Source organism: Methylobacterium ajmalii (assembly GCF_016613415.1).
Lineage (GTDB): Bacteria > Pseudomonadota > Alphaproteobacteria > Rhizobiales > Beijerinckiaceae > Methylobacterium > Methylobacterium ajmalii.
The window spans coordinates 41,569-62,095 of the sequence record NZ_JACWCT010000181.1; the positions used below are offsets into that span (position 1 = coordinate 41,569).

14 protein-coding genes are annotated in these 20,527 nt (G+C 71.5%); 9 read left to right on the forward strand and 5 right to left on the reverse strand.

Features of this window, described 5'->3' with window-relative positions; all coding sequences use genetic code 11:
- The first annotated feature begins 615 nt into the window (after nt 1-615).
- A complete protein-coding gene (locus HPY23_RS31225) occupies nt 616-2,541 on the forward strand; it encodes an NAD(P)/FAD-dependent oxidoreductase (protein WP_200601885.1) in 1,926 nt (641 codons plus the stop codon).
- Complete coding sequence (locus HPY23_RS31230) at nt 2,534-3,499, forward strand: ATP-grasp domain-containing protein (RefSeq protein WP_091889235.1); 966 nt, start codon at nt 2,534-2,536, stop codon at nt 3,497-3,499. Before HPY23_RS31225 ends, HPY23_RS31230 begins: the two co-directional genes overlap by 8 nt.
- A gap of 50 nt (nt 3,500-3,549) precedes the next feature.
- Here HPY23_RS31230 and mutS read toward each other — a convergent pair whose 3' ends face one another.
- Nucleotides 3,550-6,330 carry a DNA mismatch repair protein MutS gene (gene mutS / locus HPY23_RS31235; RefSeq protein WP_091889233.1) on the reverse strand — a complete coding sequence of 927 codons (2,781 nt, stop codon included), beginning with the start codon at nt 6,328-6,330 and terminating at the stop codon, nt 3,550-3,552.
- Nucleotides 6,331-6,557: 227 nt separating this feature from the next.
- Here mutS and HPY23_RS31240 point away from each other — a divergent pair, with 227 nt between their 5' ends.
- The gene (locus tag HPY23_RS31240) at nt 6,558-8,849 is read left to right on the forward strand and encodes an NADP-dependent malic enzyme (RefSeq protein WP_060849836.1); all 2,292 of its coding nucleotides are present in this window, start codon (nt 6,558-6,560) and stop codon (nt 8,847-8,849) included.
- 121 nt (nt 8,850-8,970) lie between these two features.
- On the opposite strand, the gene HPY23_RS31245 is transcribed toward HPY23_RS31240, so the two are convergent.
- Both HPY23_RS31245 and HPY23_RS31250 read right to left on the reverse strand, forming a co-directional pair.
- Nucleotides 8,971-9,543, reverse strand: coding sequence for a metallophosphoesterase (locus HPY23_RS31245; RefSeq protein ID WP_091889231.1), 573 nt, complete (start codon nt 9,541-9,543; stop codon nt 8,971-8,973).
- Nucleotides 9,544-9,672: 129 nt separating this feature from the next.
- Nucleotides 9,673-9,939, reverse strand: a complete 267-nt coding sequence (locus HPY23_RS31250; RefSeq protein ID WP_060849834.1) for a hypothetical protein — start codon at nt 9,937-9,939, stop codon at nt 9,673-9,675.
- A gap of 196 nt (nt 9,940-10,135) precedes the next feature.
- On the opposite strand from HPY23_RS31250, the gene HPY23_RS31255 reads away from it, so the two are divergent.
- The 5 genes from HPY23_RS31255 (at nt 10,136) to HPY23_RS31275 (ending at nt 17,867) form a co-directional block, all read left to right on the forward strand.
- A complete protein-coding gene (locus HPY23_RS31255; RefSeq protein WP_091889229.1) occupies nt 10,136-12,109 on the forward strand; it encodes a putative bifunctional diguanylate cyclase/phosphodiesterase in 1,974 nt (657 codons plus the stop codon).
- 146 nt (nt 12,110-12,255) lie between these two features.
- Nucleotides 12,256-13,461, forward strand: a complete 1,206-nt coding sequence (locus HPY23_RS31260) for a fumarylacetoacetate hydrolase family protein (protein ID WP_060849832.1) — start codon at nt 12,256-12,258, stop codon at nt 13,459-13,461.
- 152 nt (nt 13,462-13,613) lie between these two features.
- On the forward strand, nt 13,614-15,710 hold the full coding sequence (locus HPY23_RS31265; protein WP_091889227.1) for a carbohydrate porin: 2,097 nt from the start codon (nt 13,614-13,616) through the stop codon (nt 15,708-15,710).
- A 139-nt stretch (nt 15,711-15,849) separates the two neighbouring features.
- Nucleotides 15,850-17,013, forward strand: a complete 1,164-nt coding sequence (locus HPY23_RS31270) for an acyl-CoA dehydrogenase family protein (RefSeq protein WP_060849830.1) — start codon at nt 15,850-15,852, stop codon at nt 17,011-17,013.
- Nucleotides 17,014-17,165: 152 nt separating this feature from the next.
- The gene (locus HPY23_RS31275) at nt 17,166-17,867 is read left to right on the forward strand and encodes an alpha/beta fold hydrolase (RefSeq protein WP_060849829.1); all 702 of its coding nucleotides are present in this window, start codon (nt 17,166-17,168) and stop codon (nt 17,865-17,867) included.
- 4 nt (nt 17,868-17,871) lie between these two features.
- Here HPY23_RS31275 and HPY23_RS31280 read toward each other — a convergent pair whose 3' ends face one another.
- Nucleotides 17,872-18,513 (reverse strand): glutathione S-transferase family protein, encoded by a 642-nt coding sequence (locus HPY23_RS31280; RefSeq protein WP_091889225.1) that lies wholly within the window; start codon nt 18,511-18,513, stop codon nt 17,872-17,874.
- A gap of 31 nt (nt 18,514-18,544) precedes the next feature.
- Entirely contained in the window at nt 18,545-18,838 is a 294-nt protein-coding gene (locus tag HPY23_RS31285; protein ID WP_091889223.1) for a hypothetical protein, read from the reverse strand.
- A 248-nt stretch (nt 18,839-19,086) separates the two neighbouring features.
- On the opposite strand from HPY23_RS31285, the gene HPY23_RS31290 reads away from it, so the two are divergent.
- Nucleotides 19,087-20,527, forward strand: a 1,441-nt coding sequence (locus HPY23_RS31290; RefSeq protein ID WP_200649729.1) for a methyl-accepting chemotaxis protein, incomplete at its 3' end; no start/stop codon positions are given.

A 20,527-nucleotide genomic window follows, 5' to 3' on the forward strand; every position in this document is an offset into this window, starting at 1 on the left:
GCCGGGCGGCTGCGACGCGTGGTGGGGTCGGTCGAGGCCCGAGGGGTCAGGCCGCCGCCACGCGGAGGAACGCCGATCGACGCGCAGCGCACGGAGCCGCCGCGTGAGAGGGGCGACGTCGGCGTCGATCGCGAAGGGTCCGGTCCGGGCTCATGTCCCGCGACACTGTCGCCCACCCCGTCCACCGTCAAGCGGAATGTCCGCCGGCCGCCGACGGGATTTCTCGCGATCGGACAATGGGCGTCCGGCCCCTCCGCCGCGAGGGACGCGCCGGGCACGGCCCTCGACGAGGACCGGCGCCTCCCGCAATTACATATGTTTAATTTTGTTTCCCTTAGGTAAATAGATCAACCTCGGGTAGTAAAAAGCGCATATTCGACTTTGACATCGTCATAAAAACTTCAAATGCTGGCCTTTACCATCTCTCGACGACCCGCAACTTGGCGGCGCGAGGACGTCGGCGCACCCCGCCCCGACGAAGGCCGGGCCGTGTCCCGGCCGATGCGCCAGGGGTCGCAGAGCCGGCGGGCGACGGCGCGTACGCGCACCGCCGCCCGCCCCGAACGCCGCCTGGCGGGCGGCGCCCTGAACGACATTGTCGACGGAGTGTAGCCGATGCCTACCTCAGTAAACTTTCGTTCCGCTCAAGCGACGCCAGCCTCCGGGCACGAGAAAAACTCCAGGTGCGAGACCTACAGTAATGTCGTCGTCGTCGGCGCCGGCATCGTCGGATTGACCAACGCGCTGCAATTCGCCAAGCGCGGCCTGACGGTGACGCTCGTCGACAACGTCGAGAGCCGGAAGGACAGCTACAAGGTCGGCGAATCCTTCCTGGTGTTCACGAGCGCCTTCCTGCGGACCGTCGGCGAGCTGGACCACTTCATCTCCGAGGAATCGTTCATCAAGCTCGGCGTCTGGTTCACCGCCGGCGCGGAGCACAAGACGGAATTCTCCGGAACGACCGAGTGGGCGGTCAACGCCGACCCGCATCCGCCGCACTATCTCTTCGACCACGCCCCCGACAAGAAGTGGTTCCGCTGCATGTTCCTCGACATGCAGATCGCGCGGCCGGACGCCGAGGCCGCGATGCGCGACGCCGTCCGCCGACACCCCGGCATCCGGTTCCTCGACGACGTCCGCGTCGAGGCGATCGATCTCTCCGAGACCGACGCCCCGCATCGCCTGACGCTCGCCGGCGACAAGTACCCGTCGCCCCTGGAAGCCGGCTGGGTGATGGATTGCTCGGGGCGCAACCGCCTGCTGGCCCGCAAGCTCGACCACCGGGCGGAACGGCAGGAGATGGACGACGGGTTCCAGACCTCCGCGGCCTGGGGCCAGTTCTCCCACGTCGACGACGCCAAGTTCGACGAGCGCTGGACCGCGCTGCTCGCCTCGGGCCAGCGGACGCCGCGCGACCTCTACACCGTCCACCTGTGGGGCGTCGGCTACTGGATCTGGGTCATCCGTCTCTCGCAGAACCGGATCAGCGTCGGCGTGACCTTCGACCTGCGCCGCACGCCCGTCGAGGGAACGCTGCGCGAGCAGTTCTGGGCCCTGATCCGCCGCCATCCGGTGCTCGACGGGATCATCGGCGAGGAGACGCTGCTCGAGTTCCAGGCCTATCGCCAGGTCCAGCACTGGACCGACCGGTTCGTCAGCGCCAAACGCTACGCCATGGCCGGGGATGCCGGCAGCATCATCGACGCCTATTACAGCCAGGGCATCGCGCTGGCGCTGGTCTCGAGCTGGCACATCGCCAACGTGATGGAGCGGCAGGTCAAGACCGGCGAGATCGACGACGCCTACATCGACCGCATCAACGAGGCGACGCGGCAGGACTGGGCGATGATGCGCAACATGGTGCGCGAGAAGTACACGCCCGCGATCGAGGATTCGCGCTTCTTCCTTCTGTCCCACATCCTCGACATGGCGATCTTCTGGTGCATGGGCAGCACGCGGGCCAAGCTGACGCATTGGCTGGTGCGCACCGAAGGCCATTCGGACCGGGAGACCCCGGCGCTCGAACGGCTCCGGCGCGACGTGGAACGCCGCCTGTTCTACTCGCGCTCGCCCTACTGGCTCGGCCTGTCGCCCGAACGGGTGCAGCGTCTCCAGCGCTTCCTGCAGGGCAGGATCGCCGAACGGGCGCGCTGGCGCCAGCGCCACGGCATCGTCCCTCCCCCGCTCAAGAGCGTCCTGTCGGTCACGGCGCCGCTGCCGTGGATCTGGCGGCTGCCCTTCGCCCGGCACGGACAGGTGCTCGACATCAGCGCCCGCGACCTCGTCGAGCCGGCCGCGCAGCGTCCCGCCGGGACGGCGACGTGGTTCGACCGGCTGCCGGTCGCGATCAACACCAAGCTCGACTGGGTCATCAGGCTGCGCCCGCTCGGCCTTCTGGCCTGCTTCGCCTTCGGCTACGTCTACGACGCCGCCGATACCGGCCGGCGCAAGCTCCTGATGCGGCTGTCGCCGAAGACCGTCGGGAAATCCTCGCCCCTCTCCACCGACCTGACGAACAACGCGGGGGGCTCCCATGCGTAAGGCCCTCTACCTGAGCCTCGGCGCGCCCCACCTCGAATATCCCGCGGTGGAGGAGGCCCTTCGCGCCGAGGGCGTGGCGGCGCGGATGGTCCATCTCGACGCGTTCGACACGCTCGATCTCGGCGAGATCGATCTCGTGAACCTGCGCATGTGCCGGTGGTACCACAAGGAGCCGCGCTTCCAGGAGCGCGTGGAGCACGTCCACGAGCGGCTCTTGGCTGCACCGAACGGTCCGGTTCCGCTGGCCAACCCCCTGCCGCTGGTCCTCGATGCCCTCGACAAGGGACGCTACCTGCGAAAGCTCGCGCAGGACGGGATCGACCTCGTTCCCACCCGCTGGATCGCCAGGGGCTCCGCCTTCGACGTGGTCCGGACGATGGAGGAGGCCGGCTGGGACGACGTCGTCGTCAAGCCGACCGTGTCGTCGGGCTCCTGGAACACCATCCGGGTGTCCCGGCGCGGTCCGGCGCTGGACGAGCACCACTTCGTCCTCGCCGAGGGCGGGTTCCCGAGACAGGCCGAGATGGCCGCGCTGGCCCGGACGCACGAGCTGATCGTGCAGCCGTTCCTGTCCTCCGTCCTCGATTTCGGCGAGCTGTCCTTCGTGTTCCTCGGCGGAAGCCTGAGCCACGTCGTGCGCAAGACCGTCGGCGACCAGGGAGGCTGGTGGGCGCACGAGCGGCTGGGCGGCCGGAACCATCGCTGGACCCCGAGCCCCGCGGAGGAACGCTGGGCGACGGGGGTGAACGACGCGCTCGAACGGCGCTACGGCCCGCTCTGGTTTTCCCGCATCGACGGGCTCCAGGACGCCGACGGCCGCCTCCGCCTGCTCGAATGCGAGCTGGCGATCCCGCGCCTCCTCCTGCCGGAGGGCAACGCCTTCGGCCGCTACGCGAAGGTCATCGCCGAGGGGATCGCGCATCACCGGGCCGGGCGACGCGAGACGCGCGCCGCCTGACGGCTCGAGGAACGGCGGGGTGCGCCGCGAGGACCGCCCGCGCCCCGCCCCTACCCCTCCGCCCGCGCCGCCTTGAGCCGGTAGAGCGCGTCGAGCGCCTCGCGCGGGCTCAGCGCGTCGGGGTCGATCCCGTCGAGGAGGCGCCCGACCGGGTCGGGCGTCTCGACCGGCGGCGGGGCCGGGGGCGGGGCGGCCGGCATCGCGGCGAAGAGCGGCAGCTCGGCCGGGGCCTTCCGCCGTCCGGAGCCGCCCTCCCCCTTCTCCAGCTCGGCGAGCAGCGCCTTGGCGCGGGCGATCACCGGAGCCGGCAGGCCGGCGAGGCGCGCGACCTGGAGACCGTAGGAGCGGTCGGCCGCGCCCGGCACCACCTCGTGCAGGAACACCACGTCGCCCTTCCACTCGGTCACCTTGAGGGTGGCGTTGGAGAGCCGCTCCAGACGCTGGGCCAGCCCCGTCAGCTCGTGGAAATGGGTGGCGAACAGCGCCCGGCAGCCGTTCGTGCCGTGCAGGTGCTCCAGGCAGGCCCAGGCGATCGAGAGGCCGTCGAAGGTCGCGGTGCCGCGCCCGATCTCGTCGAGCACGACGAGGGAGCGGCGCGTCGCCTGGTTGAGGATCGCCGCGGTCTCGACCATCTCGACCATGAAGGTCGAGTGGCCGCGCGCCAGGTCGTCGGCGGCGCCGACGCGGGAAAAGAGCCGGTCGACGAGGCCGAGATGGGCCGAGATCGCCGGCACGAAGGCGCCCATCTGGGCCAGCACCGCGATGAGCGCGTTCTGGCGCAGGAAGGTCGACTTGCCGCCCATGTTCGGGCCGGTGACGAGGAGGATCTGACCGGCCTCGCGCCCCGACAGGTCGCAGGCATTGGCGATGAAGGCCTCGCCGGCCTTGGTCAGCGCCGCCTCGACCACGGGGTGGCGCCCGCCCTCGATCCGGAAGGCGAGGCCGTCGTCGACCACCGGCCGGGTCCAGTTCAGCTCGACGGCGAGCTCCGCGTGCGAGGCCGCGACGTCCAGCGCCGCGAGCGCGCTTGCCGCCGCCACGATCGCGTCGGCCTGTGCCATCACGGACGCCGACAGGCTCTCGAAGACCTCGAGCTCGAGGGCGAGCCCGCGCCCGGCGGCATTGGCGATCTTCGTTTCCAGTTCGCCCAGTTCCACGCTGGTGAAGCGCATCGCGTCCACCATCGTCTGGCGATGGACGAACGTGGCGCGCCAGGGGTCCTTCAGCAGGGTCTCGCCGAAGGCCTGCGGCACCTCGATGAAGTAGCCGAGCAGGTTGTTGTGCTTGATCCGGAGCGTCCGGCAGCCGGTCTCGGTCGCGTAGCGGGACTGGAGACCGGCGACGACCTGGCGCGAATCGCGCTGGAGGGTGCGGGATTCGTCGAGTTCGGCCCGGTAGCCCTCGCGCACGAAGCCGCCGTCGCGGCGCTGCAGCGGCAGGTCGTCGGCGAGCGCGGCGGACAGGTCGTCGGCCAGCCCCTCGTCGAGCCCGGCGAGGATGCGGGCGGCCTTGCCGATCTCGCCCGGCAGCGCGCCGGCCCCGGCGAGCGCCGTCGCGATGCCGCGGGCGGCCATCAGCCCGTCGCGCAGAGCCGCGAGGTCGCGGGGCCCGGCCCGGCCGAGGCCGATGCGGGTGAGCGCCCGGGCCATGTCGGGCGCGCGCGCCAGCTCGGCCCGCAATTCGGCCCGCAACGGCCCCTCGGAGACCAGGAACGCGACCGCGTCGTGCCGGCGCCGGATCAGCGCGAGGTCGGTCGAGGGGCCGGCCAGCCGCTCGGCGAGAAGCCGCGCCCCGGCGCCCCCGACCGTGCGGTCGATGGCGGCCAGCAGGCTGCCTGCGCGCTCGCCCGACAGGGTGCGTGTGAGTTCGAGGTTCTGGCGCGTCGCCGCGTCGATCATCAGGCTGGCGCCCGCCGCCTGGCGGGTCGGCGGGCTCAACGTCACCTTCGCGCCGAGCTGGGTGCGGGCGATGTAGTGCAGCACGGCGCCCGCCGCCGCGATCTCGACCCGGCTGAAGGCGCCGAACCCGTCGAGGGTCTGGACGCCGAACTGCTCCTTGATCGCCCGCTCGGCCGAGGCCGGATCGACGTCGCCGCGCCCGACCGGCGTGACGGCGGCCCGGGTCTCGCGCCACAGCCGGGCGATCTCGGGATCCTGGTGGATCGCCTCGCCCATCACGATCTCGCGCGGGTCGAGCCGGGCGATCTCCGCGGCGAGGCCGGGCCCCTCGACCTCGCCGAGCGAGAAGCGCCCGGTCGAGATGTCGACGGCGGCGAGCCCGTAGGTCCAGGCAGCATCCGAGGCGCGCCGGCGGGCGAGCGCCAGGAGCACGTTGGCCCGGCCGGGATCGAGCAGGCGGTCTTCCGTGATGGTGCCGGGAGTGACGAGGCGCACGACCTCGCGCCGCACCACCGATTTCGAGCCGCGCTTCTTGGCCTCGGCCGTGTCCTCGGTCTGCTCGCAGACCGCGACCCGGTGGCCGAGCCCGATCAGCCGCTGGAGGTAGTCGTCGGAGCGCTCGACCGGCACGCCGCACATCGGGATGTCGGCGCCGCCGTGCTTGCCGCGGCGGGTGAGCACGATGCCGAGCGCCCGCGAGGCGATCTCGGCATCCTCGAAGAACAGCTCGTAGAAGTCCCCCATGCGGTAGAACAGCAGGGAATCGGGGTTCGCCGCCTTGATCTCGAGGTACTGCGCCATCATCGGCGAGACCTTGGTCTCGTCGTCGGGCGCGGCAGGGCGCCGGCCGCGGGCGGGGGCCGGGGGCGCCTCGTCGGCGGGCTCGTAGGCCTCGCTGCGTATGAGGCGGCCGGTATCGCTGTCCATCGTCATGAGATCGGGGGGCTGTCGGGTCCGCGGCATCGTGGTCGGGCAGACTAACAGAGGCCGACGGCCACGCTCCAGACCGGCACAGCGGGGATGATGGGGATGGTCGTCCCCGGTTTAAAATCGCGGACCGACACGGTTTAGCGCTCCGGCGCCGCTTGAGCCGGCCGGATCATGGCCCTAAGGGACGGTTCCCCCAGAGTATGACCCTGGTCGCACGAGAAGAGCCTGGCATGAGCGAGTCCCGCCCCGTCACCCGCGGCAAGCGCCCGACCTTCACCGACCAGGAGGCGCTGCAGTTCCACCAGCAGGGTCGCCCGGGCAAGCTCGAGGTCGTGGCGACGAAGCCGATGGCGACGCAGCGCGACCTGTCGCTCGCCTACTCGCCGGGCGTCGCCGTGCCGGTTCTCGCCATCGCGGACGATCCGGCGCTCGCCTACGACTACACCGCCAAGGGCAACCTCGTGGCGGTGATCTCGAACGGAACCGCGATCCTCGGCCTCGGCAATCGCGGCGCGCTCGCCTCCAAGCCCGTGATGGAGGGCAAGGCGGTCCTGTTCAAGCGCTTCGCCGACATCGATTCCTTCGACCTCGAGGTCGAAACGGAGGATGCCGAGGCGTTCATCAACTGCGTGCGCTACCTTGGGCCCACCTTCGGCGGCATCAACCTGGAGGACATCAAGGCCCCCGAGTGCTTCATCATCGAGGAGCGCCTGCGGGAACTGATGGACATCCCGGTCTTCCATGACGACCAGCACGGCACCGCGATCATCTCGGCGGCGGGCATCATCAACGCCCTGCACCTCACCGGCCGCGACATTTCCGAGGCCCGCCTCGTCGTCAACGGCGCGGGCGCGGCCGGCATCGCCTGCATCGAGCTCGTCAAGGCGCTCGGCTTCCGCTCCGAGAACGTGATCCTGTGCGACACCAAGGGCGTGGTGTTCCAGGGCCGCACCGAGGGCATGAACCAGTGGAAGTCGGCCCACGCCGTCGCCACCGACAAGCGCACGCTCTCGGAGGCGCTCGAGGGCGCCGACATCGTGTTCGGCCTCTCGGTCAAGGGCGCCTTCACCCCTGAGATGATCGCCTCGATGGCGCCGCAGCCGATCATCTTCGCAATGGCGAACCCGAACCCGGAGATCACCCCCGAGGAGGTGGCGCAGGTCCGCGACGACGCCATCGTGGCGACGGGGCGCTCGGACTACCCCAACCAGGTCAACAACGTTCTGGGCTTCCCCTACATCTTCCGCGGCGCGCTGGACGTGCACGCGACCACGATCAACATGGAGATGAAGATCGCGGCGGCGCAGGCGCTCGCGGCGCTCGCCCGCGAGGACGTGCCGGACGAGGTGGCGGCGGCCTACCAGGGCACGCGGCCGCGCTTCGGGCGCGAATACATCATCCCGGTGCCGTTCGACCCGCGCCTCATCTTCACCATCCCGCCGGCGGTGGCGAAGGCCGCGATGGAGACCGGCGTCGCCCGCAAGCCGATCGACAACATGGACCGCTACCGGGCCCAGCTCTCGGCCCGGCGCGACCCCGTCGCCGGCACGCTGAACCGGGTGTTCGAGCGGGTGCGCAAGTACCCCAAGCGCGTCGTCTTCGCCGAGGGCGAGGAGGAGGTGGTGATCCGCGCCGCGATCTCCTTCGTCAACCAGGGCCTCGGCACCGCGATCCTGGTCGGCCGCGAGGACCGGGTGATGGCCAATGCCGAGGCCGCCGGCATCGATCTCGCCGGTCGCGACAACATCGAGATCCACAACGCCGCGAAGTCGGACCGCAACAGCGTCTATGCACAGTTCCTGTATGCCCGGATGCAGCGCAAGGGCTACCTGTTCCGCGACTGCCAGCGCCTGATCAACCAGGACCGCAACCACTTCGCCGCCTCGATGGTGGCGCTCGGCGACGCCGACGCGATGGTGACCGGCACCACCCGCAACTACTCGATCGCGCTCGAGGACGTGCGCCGGGTCATCGACCACAAGCCCGGCCACCGGGTGATCGGCGTCTCGCTCTGCCTCGCCCGCGGCCGGGTGGTGCTGGTGGCCGACACCGCGATCCACGAGATGCCGAGCGCCGAGGAACTCGCCGGCATCGCCATCGAGGCGGCGGGCGTGGCACGCCGCCTCGGCTACGAGCCGCGGGTGGCGATGCTGTCGTTCTCGACCTTCGGCTTCCCCAAGGCCGAGCGCGCCGAGAAGGTGCAGGAGGCGGTGCGCATCCTCGACGGGATGCGGGTCGACTTCGAGTACGACGGCGAGATGGCGGCCGACGTCGCACTGAACAAGGACCTGCTCGCCCAGTACCCGTTCAGCCGCCTCAAGCAGCCGGCCAACGTGCTGGTGATGCCCGCCTTCCACTCGGCGGCCATCTCCACCAAGATGCTGCAGGAGCTCGGCGGCGCCCAGGTGCTCGGGCCGCTGATCGTCGGCCTCGACAAGGCGGTGCAGATCGTCCCGCTCGGCGCGACCGATTCCGACATCGTCAACATGGCGGCGCTGGCGGCCTACAACATCGGCGGCTGAGTGGAGCCGGGGAGCCGTTCGGCCCCCCGCTCATCCCAACCGAAACCTCATCCTGAGGTGCCGGCCGATCACAGATCGCCGGCACCTCAGGATGAGTTCGTGGGTGCGACGGATCGAGACGTCATTCCTCCGGCTTCCGACCGGTCGCGCCGTCCCGCGCCAGCTCCTCCGGCACCAGAGTCGCGGCGTCCTGGCGCGCGGCGAGCGCCGCCAGGCCCACCGGCCGGTAGTCCCAGGCATCGACCCCGACGTCGCAGGAGCGGGTGGTGTCGGGCAGCGTGCCGTGGGTGTGGCCGTAGAGGTGGCGGGTGCCGCGCCACAGGCCCGGCCAGGCGCGGTGGGCGTAATGCGCCAGGAAGAGGCGCCACTCGCGCCCCTCCTCCCGCAGGATGACGCGGACGCTCTCCACCGGCGGATCGGCCCAGGGCAGGTCGAGGACGCGGTTGCTGTCGTGGTTGCCGCGCACCAGGCGCTTGATGCCGTTCAGCCGGGCGAAGATCGTCGCGCAATGCGACCGCTCGGCATGGGCCGCGAAGTCGCCGACGTGCCAGACCTCGTCGTCGGGGCCCACCGCCGCGTTCCAGTTCGCCACCAGCGTCTCGTCGTGCTCCGCGATGGAGGCGAACAGGCGGCCGCGCTGGCGCAGGATGTGGGTGTCGCCGAAATGCGTGTCGGCGGTGAAGAAGACGGCCATGCGCATCCGGACGGCGGGAGGAATGCGCGATCAGATGGGGCGGCCGGCGCCGCCGGCACGGGACCGATCGCCGCGCCGGCGCGCGGTGTCGATCCCGGGCGGCACGGGCCGGCCCGGGACGGGTATCCGTCAGTAGCTGTAGTTCCGGCGCGGCGCGTAGCCGTCGCGGGGTCCGACGCGGGCGCCATAATCGACGTCGCGCTGCTGGTCGCGCCGCTTGGCCAGCGCCCGGCCCGCGAGGCAGCCGGCCACGGCCCCGACCACGCCGCGCTCGGCCAAGTAATGGCCGGCCACGCCGCCAATGATCGCACCCTTGATGCAGCCCTTGGCCTCGGCCGCCCCGGCGCCCATCAGCGTCACGGCCACCACCACGGCCGCCTTCGCCACGTTCCGCATATTCCCTCCTCCGCTCTGCAGCGCGAATTCAACGGCCAGGCTCGGCCGACGTTCCGTCGCGTCGGGCGAACTGCGCGTAATGGGCGGGTTGACGTATCCCGCCGTCAACGATTCTTTACCTGCGACCGCTAAGGGAAGCACACTGACGCGCCGAGGGGTCATGTCAGGAACAGGCAGCCAGGAAGCAGGCTCCGACATGTTGCCCGCGAGCGACGACACCGACCTGCGGTCATCGATCCGACGCGACCAGCTCGAATCGGTCCGGCGCAGCGTCCAGCCCGCCATGCTGGTGAACGCGCTGCTCGGCGCCGCCAGCGCCCTGGTGGCCTGGCATGCCGGGAACGGGCAGGCCGGCCTCGCCTGGTTCGCGGTCTCGTCGGCCGTGAACCTGATCCGCGTCGGCCTGTGCCGGGCGCCCTGCCAGGGCCTCGCGGCCGGCGAGGCGCCCGAGCAGGCCGAGGATGCGGCGCGCTCGGTCGACCGGCACCTGCGCCTCGCCACCCTGGCGGCCCTGCTGTCGGGCGTGGTCTGGTCCCTGGTGCCGCTCCTGTGCGCCGGCTACACCGCGCCCGAGACGCTGTTCTACCTCATCGTGACCTGCGGCATCACCTCGGGCGCGGTCGCGCACGGCACGGCCTTCGCGGCCATCCCCACGGGCTTCATCACGCCGCCGCTGCTGACCGCGGCGGGCTGCCTCGCCTGGGCCGGCGGCTTCGACCGTACCTGCCTCGCCTTCACGGTGCTGCTCTACCTCGCGGCGCTCCTGCGCAATGCGGCCGAGACCGAGCGCACCTTCCGCCGCACCAGCCGGCTCAAGAACGAGGCCACGGCGCTCGCGCGCTCGCGCCAGGAGGCCCATGCGGCCGCCTCGATCCTCGCCGAGGAGATGCGGCGGCGCGCCACCCACGACGTGCTCACCGGCCTCAACAACCGCGCCGGCTTCGCCCTGGCGGCGGAGGAGCGGATCCAGCGCCCCGGCCCGGCGCCGTGCCTGATGCTCCTCGACCTCGACGGCTTCAAGTCGGTCAACGACGTCTACGGCCATACCACCGGCGACCGGGTGCTGGTCGAGGTGGCCCGGCGCCTGCGCCGCAGCCTGCCGCCGGAGGCCCTGGCGGCCCGCTTCGGCGGCGACGAGTTCGCGGTCCTCTACGACCCGTCCGCCGCCCTGCCGCCCGCCGACCTCGCGGCGGCCCTGATCAAGGCGGCGGTCGAGCCCTTCGACGGGCTGGATGCCGGGCGGCTCGGCATCAGCGCCGGGCTGTGCCACGCCCACGGGCCCGACCTGACCCAGATGCTGACCTGCGCCGACGAGGCGCTGCACGCCGCCAAGGCCGCCGGGCGCAACCGCTTCCGGATCTTCGACGAGAGCCTGCGCGGCCGCATCGAGCTGCGCCGCGACTGCGAGCGAGACCTGTCGCACGCGCTCGCCGAGACCGGCGTCGCGGTCTGGTTCCAGCCGATCTTCGGCGAGGGCGGCCGCACCGTGGCGGGCCTCGAGGCCCTGGTGCGCTGGTACCACCCGGTCCACGGCTGGGTCCCGCCGGGCGAGATCGTCGCGGCCGCCGCCCGGGCGGGGCTGACCGAATCGCTCCTGCGCGTCATCCTGGAGCAGGTCTGCGGCGCGCTCCAGGCCCTGCGCGCCGGCGGGGTCCAGGGCGTGCGGGTGGCGATGAACGTGTCGCCGCGGGAGATGGTGCAGGTCCCGGTCGACGAGATCGTGCTCGAGCGCCTGCGGGCGCTCGGCCTGCCGCCGGCGATGCTCGAGATCGAGATCACCGAGGAGACCGCCCTCGACATCGAGGCGGTGCAGGGCAAGCTCCTCGCCCTGTCGCGGGCCGGCATCGGCGTCGCGCTCGACGATTTCGGCATCGGCTACTCGTCGCTGGCCTCGCTGCGCCACCTGCGGGCCGGCCGGGTGAAGATCGACCGCAGCCTCGTCACCGGCCTGGCGGACTCCGACGACAAGCGCGGGCTGGTCCAGGCGGTGCTCGGCCTCGGCCGTGCCCTCGGCCTCGAGGTGGTGGCCGAGGGCATCGAGACCGCCGAGGACCTCGCGATGCTGCGGAGCCTCGGCTGCCCCTTCGTGCAGGGCTACCACCTGGGCCGCCCCGCCCCCCTGGACGAGGCGCTCCGCCATGTCCTGGCCTGCCGGCCGGACGCGGCCTGACGCCCCTCGCCGCGGGGGATCCCGGAGGCAGGCACATGGATCCGGACGATCCGGCGTCTTCCGCGCTTCCCCGCCGCGGCCGATCGGCTTAGGTCTCTCCCCATGCTGCGCCCCGCCGAACGGGAGCCGGCCGGGAGGAGACACCCATGCAGCCGATCCTCGATGCCTTCGACGCCCGCGCCATCCTGCCGGAGGACGGCTGTGCCGGGGCGCTCGCCGGCCGCGTCTGGCGGCCGGAGCTGAACGGCCCGAGCGTCGTCGCCGTGCGCGACGGCGCGTCGGGCGCGCCCGAGCTCGTCGACGTCACCCGCGCCTTCCCGACGGTCCGCGACCTGTGCGAGGCGGCCGATCCGGCGGGCGCCCTGCGGGCCGCCACGGGCGAGACGCTCGGCCCCCTCGACGCGGTGCTGGCCAACACCCCGCCGGACACCCGCGACCCGTCACGGCCGTGGCTCCTCGCCCCCATCGACCTCCAGGCGGTCAAGGCCGCCGGCGTGACCTTCGCGGTCTCGATGCTGGAGCGGGTGATCGAGGAGCGGGCGCGGGGCAACCCGGACGCCGCGGCGGCGATCCGCCTCGAGGTCGGGCGCCTCGTCGGCGACGACCTGCGGCGCCTGAAGCCCGGCTCGCCCGAGGCGATGGCGCTCAAGGCCGTGCTGGTGGCGCAGGGCGCCTGGAGCCAGTACCTCGAGGTCGGCATCGGCCCGGACGCCGAGATCTTCACCAAGGCCCAGCCGCTCTCGGCGGTCGGCTGCGGCCAGGAGGCCGGCCTGCATCCGGGCTCGCAGTGGAACAACCCCGAGCCCGAGATCGCCCTGGTGGTCGCCTCCGACCAGCGCATCGTCGGGGCGAGCCTCGGCAACGACGTCAACCTGCGCGACTTCGAGGGCCGCTCGGCCCTGCTGCTCGGCAAGGCCAAGGACAACGCCGCCTCCTGCGCGCTGGGGCCGTTCGTGCGCCTGTTCGACGATCGCTTCTCCCTCGACGACGTCCGCCGCACGGTGGTGAGCCTCGAGGTGATGGGCGCGGACGGCTTCCGGCTGTCGGGCACCTCGCCCCTCTCGGAGATCAGCCGCGACCCGGCCGACCTCGTCGAGGCGATGATGGGCGGGACCCACCAGTACCCGGACGGCGCGGTGCTCTTCCTCGGCACGATGTTCGCCCCCGTGGAGGATCGCGGCGCGCCGGGCCAGGGCTTCACCCACCAGGTCGGCGACCGGGTGGTGATCCGCAGCCCCGGGCTCGGGGCGCTGGTCAACCGGATGCGCCATTGCCAGGATTGCGAGCCCTGGACCTTCGGGGCGGCGGCGCTGATGCGCAACCTCGCGGGCCGCGGGCTGCTCGGCGCCTGACGACGCTCTCGGCGTAGGGTAACCGGCCTAGGGCGCCGGACCGTGACAATACCGTCACGGAAACCGTAGAGGCCTTTCCCGGACGAGCGTGGCCGGTTGCCAGGAATATAGCAATTGCTATACCCGGCACCGGAACGGCAGGGGAAGCGGCGATGCGGCGTGCGGGCGGAGCGGGACTCGGTGTGGCGCTCGGCCTGTGGGCCGGGCTGGCGCAGGCCGCCGACCTGCGCCCTCCCGCGCCCGCGCCCGCGGAGGGGCCGACCTACACCGACTGGTCGGGCCCCTATCTCGGCGTCGAGGGCAGCGCCGGCGCCTCGTTCGGCAATTACCGCTTCGGGCCGAGCACGGTCGGCGGCCGGGCGATCCCGGCCTTCCAGAGCGGCGACTCGACGCGGCGCTCGGATGCGGGCCGCACCGCCACCACGGCGGTCGGCGGCCTGTTCGGCGGCTACAACTGGCAGACGGGTCCCTACCTCTACGGGATCGAGGCCGACCTCTACGGCGCCAACCTCAAGCGCCCGGTCCCCTCGACGGCTTTGGGCTTCGGCTACGAGGACGTCGATCCGGCCTTCAGCGTGATCCGCGCCAAGACCGATCTCTATGGCGCACTGCGCGCCCGCCTCGGCTACGCGTTCGAGAGCTACCTCGTCTACGCAACCTTCGGGCTTGCGGGCGCCGACGCGCGGGTGCTGGCGACCTACCCGGACGCCGCCGCGGGCACGACGGCGACGGCGCGCAAGGACCTGTCCTTCCTCGGCTTCACCCTGGGGGCCGGCGTGCAATACGCCATCACCCCCAACCTCGCGCTCGGCCTCGACTACCGCTACATCGACCTCGGTCGGTCCGGCCGCTTCGACCTCGGCGCGGTGCCGGGGCTCGGCCCCGTCGCCACCCAGGCCGCGTTCTCGTCGCACCAGATGATGGCGCGGCTCTCCTGGTATCCCTACGGCCTCAGGCGGCCGGCGGAGGTGGCCGAGGACGCGCCGGCCAGCCGCGACACCGGCCGCTATTCCTTCCACGGCCAGACCACCTTCGTGATGCAAGGGGTACCGGGCTTCCGCGCGCCCTATCGCGGCGAGAACAGCCTGGTGCCGAACCAGGTCCAGTCCACCACCACCGCGACCCTGTTCCTCGGCGTGAAGCTGACCGACAGCACCGAGCTCTACTACAACCCGGAATTCTCGCAGGGCTTCGGCCTGTCGAGGACGCTCGGCGTCGCCGGCTTCGTCAACGGCGAGGCCCAGAAGGCCGGCGCGCCGTTCCCGAAGCTGCGCTCGAACCGCTATTTCATCCGCCAGACCTTCGGGCTGGGCGGCGCCACCGAGGACGTGCCGGACGGCGTCAACCAGGTGGCGATGACCCGCGACGTCGAGCGGATCTCGGTGGTGGCCGGCAAGTTCGCGCTGGGCGACTTCTTCGACGGCAACGTCTACGCCCACGACCCGCGGGTCGACTTCATGAACTGGTCGATCTGGGGCTCCTCGGCCTGGGACTTCCCGGCGAACCTCCCCGGCTTCACGCAAGGCGTGATGGTCGAGTACAACCGGCCGGAATTCGCGATCCGGGCCGCCTACACCCAGGTACCCAAGCAGCCCTCGAACGACGTGCTCGACCCGCGGGTCTTCGAGCGCGCCGGCACCAACATCGAGTTCGAGGAGCGCCACGTCCTGCCGGGCCTCGACCAGCCGGGCAAGCTGCGCATCGGCCTGTTCAGCAACGTCGGCAATACCGCCAACTATCGCCAGGTCGTCGACCTGACTCAGGGAGGCGTCTACGACGACATCAACGACGCGGCCGCCGCGACCCGCCGGCCCCGGCGCAAGACCGGCGCCTACATCAACCTCGAGCAGGCGCTCACCCCGGATCTCGGCCTGTTCGCCCGGGCGAGCGTCTCGGACGGGCGCAACGAGAGCCTGTCCTTCACCGACGTCGACCGCTCGGTCTCGGGCGGCCTGTCCCTGAAGGGCACCGCCTGGGAGCGGCCGAGCGACACGGTCGGGATCGGCGGGGCGATCAACGGCCTGTCGCCGTCGCACCGGGCCTACTTCGCCAACGGCGGCCTCGGCCTGCTGATCGGCGACGGACGCCTGACCTACGGCACCGAGCGCGCCTTCGAGACCTACTACGCGCTGAGCCTGACCAAGGCCGTGACGGTGTCGTTCAACTACCAGCTGGTGGTGAACCCCGCCTACAACCGCGACCGCGGCCCGGCGAACTTCTTCGGCACCCGGCTGCACGCCGACTTCTGACCGCCGCGAGATACGCCGGCCGCGATGGCAGGCACGCCTCGACGGTATGACACGGACGGTGGCGGACCGTGTAAACCTGTCGCGAACGACCGGCGCCCCGGATCCCCACCCGGCGGCCCGGCAGGCAGGAGACGCCCGAATGACCGAGACCGACGCGCTGCGCCATCCGGAGATCCGCGAGGAGGTCGCCAAGCTCTGCGCGCGCTTTCCCGACGAGTACTGGCGCCGCCTCGACACCGAGCGCGCCTACCCGACGGACTTCGTGAACGCGCTGACCGAGTCCGGCTACCTCTCGGTGCTGATCCCCGAGGAATACGGCGGCTCGGGCCTGCCGCTCTCGGCGGCGGCCGCGATCCTCGAGGAGGTGCAGCGCTCCGGCTGCAACGGCGCGGCCTGCCACGCCCAGATGTACACGATGGGCACCGTGCTGCGGCACGGCACCCAGGCCCAGAAGGAGCGCTACCTGCCGGAGATCGCCGCCGGCCGCCTGCGGCTCCAGGCCTTCGGCGTCACCGAGCCGACGAGCGGCACCGACACCACCGCGCTCCGCACCACGGCGCGGCGCGAGGGCGACAAGTTCATCGTCAACGGCCAGAAGATCTGGACCAGCCGGGCCGAGCATTCCGACCTGATGCTTCTGCTCGCCCGCACCACGCCCCGCGACCAGGTGGCGAAGAAGACCGACGGCCTCTCGACCTTCATCGTCGACATGCGCACCGTGCTCGGCCGCGGCCTGACCATCCGGCCGATCCGCACGATGATGAACCACAATTCCTGCGAGGTGTTCTTCGACAACATGGAGGTGCCGGCCGAGAACCTGGTCGGCGAGGAGGGCAAGGGCTTTCGCTACATCCTGTCGGGCATGAACGCCGAGCGGCTGCTGATCGCCGCCGAGTGCGTCGGCGACGCCAAGTGGTTCATCGCCAAGGCCTCGGCTTACGCCCGCGAGCGCCAGGTGTTCGGCCGGCCGATCGGCCAGAACCAGGGCATCCAGTTCCCGATCGCCAAGGCCTACGCCAACATGCGGGCCGCCGAGCTGATGGTGCGGGAGGGCTTGGCGCTCTACGAGGCCGGAGCCAATCCGGGGGCGGAGGCCAACATGGCCAAGATGCTCGCCGCCGACGCCTCGTTCGAGGCGGCCAACGCCTGCATCCAGACCTTCGGGGGCTTCGGCTTCGCCGAAGAGTACGACGTCGAGCGCAAGTTCCGCGAGACCCGGCTCTACCAAGTGGCGCCGATCTCGACGAACCTGATCCTGTCCTACATCGCCGAGCACGTGCTGGGCATGCCGCGCTCCTACTGACGCGATTTTCGGAGGATGCCCTCCGGAATCCGTGCCACAAGCCGGCGCGGCGCCCGAGCAAAGCCGATGTCTGCCTCGCGACGCGATCAGCCAGAGATCGCAAGACGGCGAACGCCGCCCTCGGGGTCCCGGGGGCGGCCACGGAATCCCCCATGACCTTCCCTTCCGGCCCGCTGCTGTTCCTGCCCGGGCTCCTCAACGACGCCGTCCTGTGGCGCGGCCCGATCGCCGCCCTGGCCGACCGCAGCGCGGCCGCGGTGGCGGACCTGACCCTCGACGACAGCGTCGCCGCGATGGCCCGCCGGGCGCTCGCCGCGGCGCCGCCGCGCTTCGGTCTCGTCGCCCTGTCGATGGGCGGCTACGTCGCCTTCGAGATCCTGCGCCAGGCGCCCGAGCGGGTGACGCGGCTCGCCCTGTTCGACACCGGCGCCGCGCCGGAGGACGCGGCGCACGCGGCGCTGCGGCGCCAGGGCATGGAGCAGATCAAGGTCGGGCGCTTCGCCGGCGTGACGACCCGCCTGCTGCCGAAGCTCGTCCACGCCTCGCACGTCGCCGGCCCGGTCGGCGACGCCGTGAAGGCGATGGCCGAGCGGGTCGGGGGTGAAGCCTTCCTGCGCCAGCAGCGGGCGATCCTCGCCCGGCCGGACAGCCGGCCGACCCTCGCGACGATCCGGGTACCGACCCTGGTGGCGGTGGGCGCCGACGACGTGCTGACGCCCCCGGCCCTGGCGCAGGAGATCCATGCCGGCATCGCCGGCTCGCACCTGCACGTCCTGAGCGAGTGCGGCCACCTCCCGCCGCTGGAGCGGCCGGAGGGGACCGCCGCGCTGCTGCGCGAGTGGCTCGACGCCTGACGCCTCAGGTCAGCATCGGGGCAAAGCCGGGATCGCCCCTTTCCATGGCGCGGCGATAGGCGGGGCGGGCCCCGATGCGCTGCAGGTAGGCGCGGATCGCCGGATAGGGCGCGAGATCGACCGGCTGGAACAGCCGCATCGTGGTGAGCGAAAAAACGCTCATGATGTCGGCCGTCGTGAACTCCTGGCCGGCGAGGTACGGCACCTCGGCGAGCCGCGCCTCGACCAGCGCCATCACCCGGTCGAGGCGGCCCTGCACCGCCGCCTGGACCGGATGGTCGGGGGGAAGCCCGACGCGGCCGACCATCATCGTCCGGCCGAGGACCGGCTGGAGATTGCCGTTGGCGAAGTGGAACCAGTACAGGAAGGCGGCATAGTCCGGGTGCTCCGGCCCGAGCCGCAGCCGGCCGCCGCCGTGCCTGACCGCGATGTACTCGACGATCGCGGCGGATTCGGCGAGCACCAGCCCATCCTCCTCGATCACCGGCGCCGCGCCGAGCGGATGCAGCGCCCGCAGGTCCGGCGGCGCCAGGATGGTGACCGGGTCGCGGTCGTAGCGGACGAGGGTGTAGGGAACGCCCAGTTCCTCGCACAGCCAGAGGATGCGCTCGGATTGCGAGCGACCGAGGTGGTGGATCGTCAGCATCACGCGGCCTCCGTTCACACGCGACCGTGAATCACCGATTCCCCGCGGCCGGCCCGCCCGCCGTACCGCCGCTGCCGGGCGGTCCCGCGGTCGGGCTGCCGCCGATCCAGACACCCGGGTTGGTGCCGGGCACCGACGTGCTGCTCGGGTTGCCGGGAAGATTCCGGGTCGGGCGCGAGGCCGGCGGCTTCGTGCCGGTGCCGGGGCCCGGCGCGCCGACCGCGTCGCTCGGCGGCGGCACCCGGGCGGTCTGGGCCGCGGCGGGACCCGCGAGGCCGAGAGCGAGGCCGAGGATGGTGGCGAGCGCGCGGGCGGTTCTGGTCATCGGCCTGTCCGTTGGGAAGCGTCGCGACCTCAACACCGGGGCGGCCTTCCGGTTTCGCGGCGCGGATGCACGGCAGGCGGGGCCGTGGCTCGTGGCCCGGATCCCGTCGCCTCGGGCACCGAAGCCAGAGAGGTTGGCCCGCAAGGCGCCCGTACCGGACATAATTCCTAAATTACCTAAAGATCCGGATGATTAAACAAATATTTATGCCTCTTCGACAATCTATCGACGACCAACCGAGCGGTACCATGAAGCTGAAGATCTCACATATCTTGATCGGATTGATCGCCATCCTGTCGGCCGGCCTGCTGGCGCAGGGTGTCGTCGGGGGATCGCAGCTCCGCGCCGTCAACGCCAACTCCCTCGATCTGTCGGAGAACTGGTTGCCGAGCGTCCGGGAATTGGGTGAACTCAAATACAAGGTGACGCGACTTCGCCTCGTCGACGCCCGATACGTCATGGCGTCCGAGGCGGTGAACGAGCTCGACGCCGTCTCGGAGAGCCGTGCCAAGAACATCGATGAAGTTGCATCCCGCTACGAGACACTGATCTCGAACGCCGAGGAGCGCGGCCTCTGGACGACGTTCCGGCGGCACTGGGACGAATACCTGGCGATGCGGTCGAAGATCGTGGCCGCCGCCCGGGCCAGGGACCAGCGTGCCTCGAGCGAGCTGTTCCAGGCCTCGCGCCAGCCTTTCGACGCGGCCCTGGCCGCCCTCGATCGCAGCACGGCCCTCAACGTCAAGGGGGGCGAAGCCGCCCAGCTGGCGGCCCAGGCGATCTATTCGCGGGCCCTCTGGCTCACCGGGCTCCTGTGCTGCCTCGGCCTGGCGATCGCTCTTGCGGGCGCCGCCTACGTCGTCGGCGGCATCACGCGGCCCATCGACCGCCTGATCCGGCGCATGCGCGGCCTGACCGCCGGCGACGTGGACGGCGACGTGCCCCATACCGACCGCACCGACGAGATCGGAGCCATCGCGGGCGCCGTCGAGTCGTCCCGCGACAACCTGGTCCGGACGCGGCAACTGGAGCAGGAGACGCTCCTGGCGCGGAATAGCGCCGAGGAACAGCGGAAGGCCGGCATGCGCCAGATGGCCGACGGGTTCGAGCGGGCGGTCGGCGGGATCGTCGGCCTGGTGTCGTCCTCGGCCACCGAGCTGCAGGCCACCGCCGGCACGATGACCGCCACCGCGACCCAGACCGCCTCGCAATCGACCGCGGTCGCGGCCGCCGCCGAGGAGGCCGCCTCGAATGTCGGCACGGTCGCGGCCGCCGCCGAAGAGCTCGGCGCCTCGGTCCAGGAGATCGGCCGCCAGGTCCAGGGCTCGGCCGGCCTCGCCCAGGCGGCGGTCGGCGAGGCCGACAGGACCGGCCAGCTCGTCCAGGCCCTGCGCACCACCTCGGGCCGCATCGGCGACATGGTCGGGATGATCTCGTCGATCGCCAGCCAGACCAACCTGCTCGCGCTCAACGCCACCATCGAGGCGGCGCGGGCCGGCGAGGCCGGGCGCGGCTTCGCCGTGGTGGCGGCCGAGGTCAAGGAACTCGCCACCCAGACCGCCAAGGCGACGGAGGAGATCGCCGGGCAGATCGGCGAGATCCAGGGCGTGACGGATCAGGCGGTGGCGGCGATCGGGGCGATCACCGGTCGGATCCGCGAGATCAGCACGGTGGCGGTCTCGATCGCCT

What these genes read in the sequence shown, in the direction of transcription:
- HPY23_RS31225 (WP_200601885.1), top strand. Translation starts at nt 616, where the DNA reads ATGCCTACCTCAGTAAACTTTCGTTCCGCTCAAGCGACGCCAGCCTCC.
- HPY23_RS31230 (WP_091889235.1), top strand. Translation starts at nt 2,534, where the DNA reads ATGCGTAAGGCCCTCTACCTGAGCCTCGGCGCGCCCCACCTCGAATAT.
- mutS (WP_091889233.1), bottom strand. Translation starts at nt 6,330, where the DNA reads ATGACGATGGACAGCGATACCGGCCGCCTCATACGCAGCGAGGCCTAC.
- HPY23_RS31240 (WP_060849836.1), top strand. Translation starts at nt 6,558, where the DNA reads ATGAGCGAGTCCCGCCCCGTCACCCGCGGCAAGCGCCCGACCTTCACC.
- HPY23_RS31245 (WP_091889231.1), bottom strand. Translation starts at nt 9,543, where the DNA reads ATGGCCGTCTTCTTCACCGCCGACACGCATTTCGGCGACACCCACATC.
- HPY23_RS31250 (WP_060849834.1), bottom strand. Translation starts at nt 9,939, where the DNA reads ATGCGGAACGTGGCGAAGGCGGCCGTGGTGGTGGCCGTGACGCTGATG.
- HPY23_RS31255 (WP_091889229.1), top strand. Translation starts at nt 10,136, where the DNA reads ATGTTGCCCGCGAGCGACGACACCGACCTGCGGTCATCGATCCGACGC.
- HPY23_RS31260 (WP_060849832.1), top strand. Translation starts at nt 12,256, where the DNA reads ATGCAGCCGATCCTCGATGCCTTCGACGCCCGCGCCATCCTGCCGGAG.
- HPY23_RS31265 (WP_091889227.1), top strand. Translation starts at nt 13,614, where the DNA reads ATGCGGCGTGCGGGCGGAGCGGGACTCGGTGTGGCGCTCGGCCTGTGG.
- HPY23_RS31270 (WP_060849830.1), top strand. Translation starts at nt 15,850, where the DNA reads ATGACCGAGACCGACGCGCTGCGCCATCCGGAGATCCGCGAGGAGGTC.
- HPY23_RS31275 (WP_060849829.1), top strand. Translation starts at nt 17,166, where the DNA reads ATGACCTTCCCTTCCGGCCCGCTGCTGTTCCTGCCCGGGCTCCTCAAC.
- HPY23_RS31280 (WP_091889225.1), bottom strand. Translation starts at nt 18,513, where the DNA reads ATGCTGACGATCCACCACCTCGGTCGCTCGCAATCCGAGCGCATCCTC.
- HPY23_RS31285 (WP_091889223.1), bottom strand. Translation starts at nt 18,838, where the DNA reads ATGACCAGAACCGCCCGCGCGCTCGCCACCATCCTCGGCCTCGCTCTC.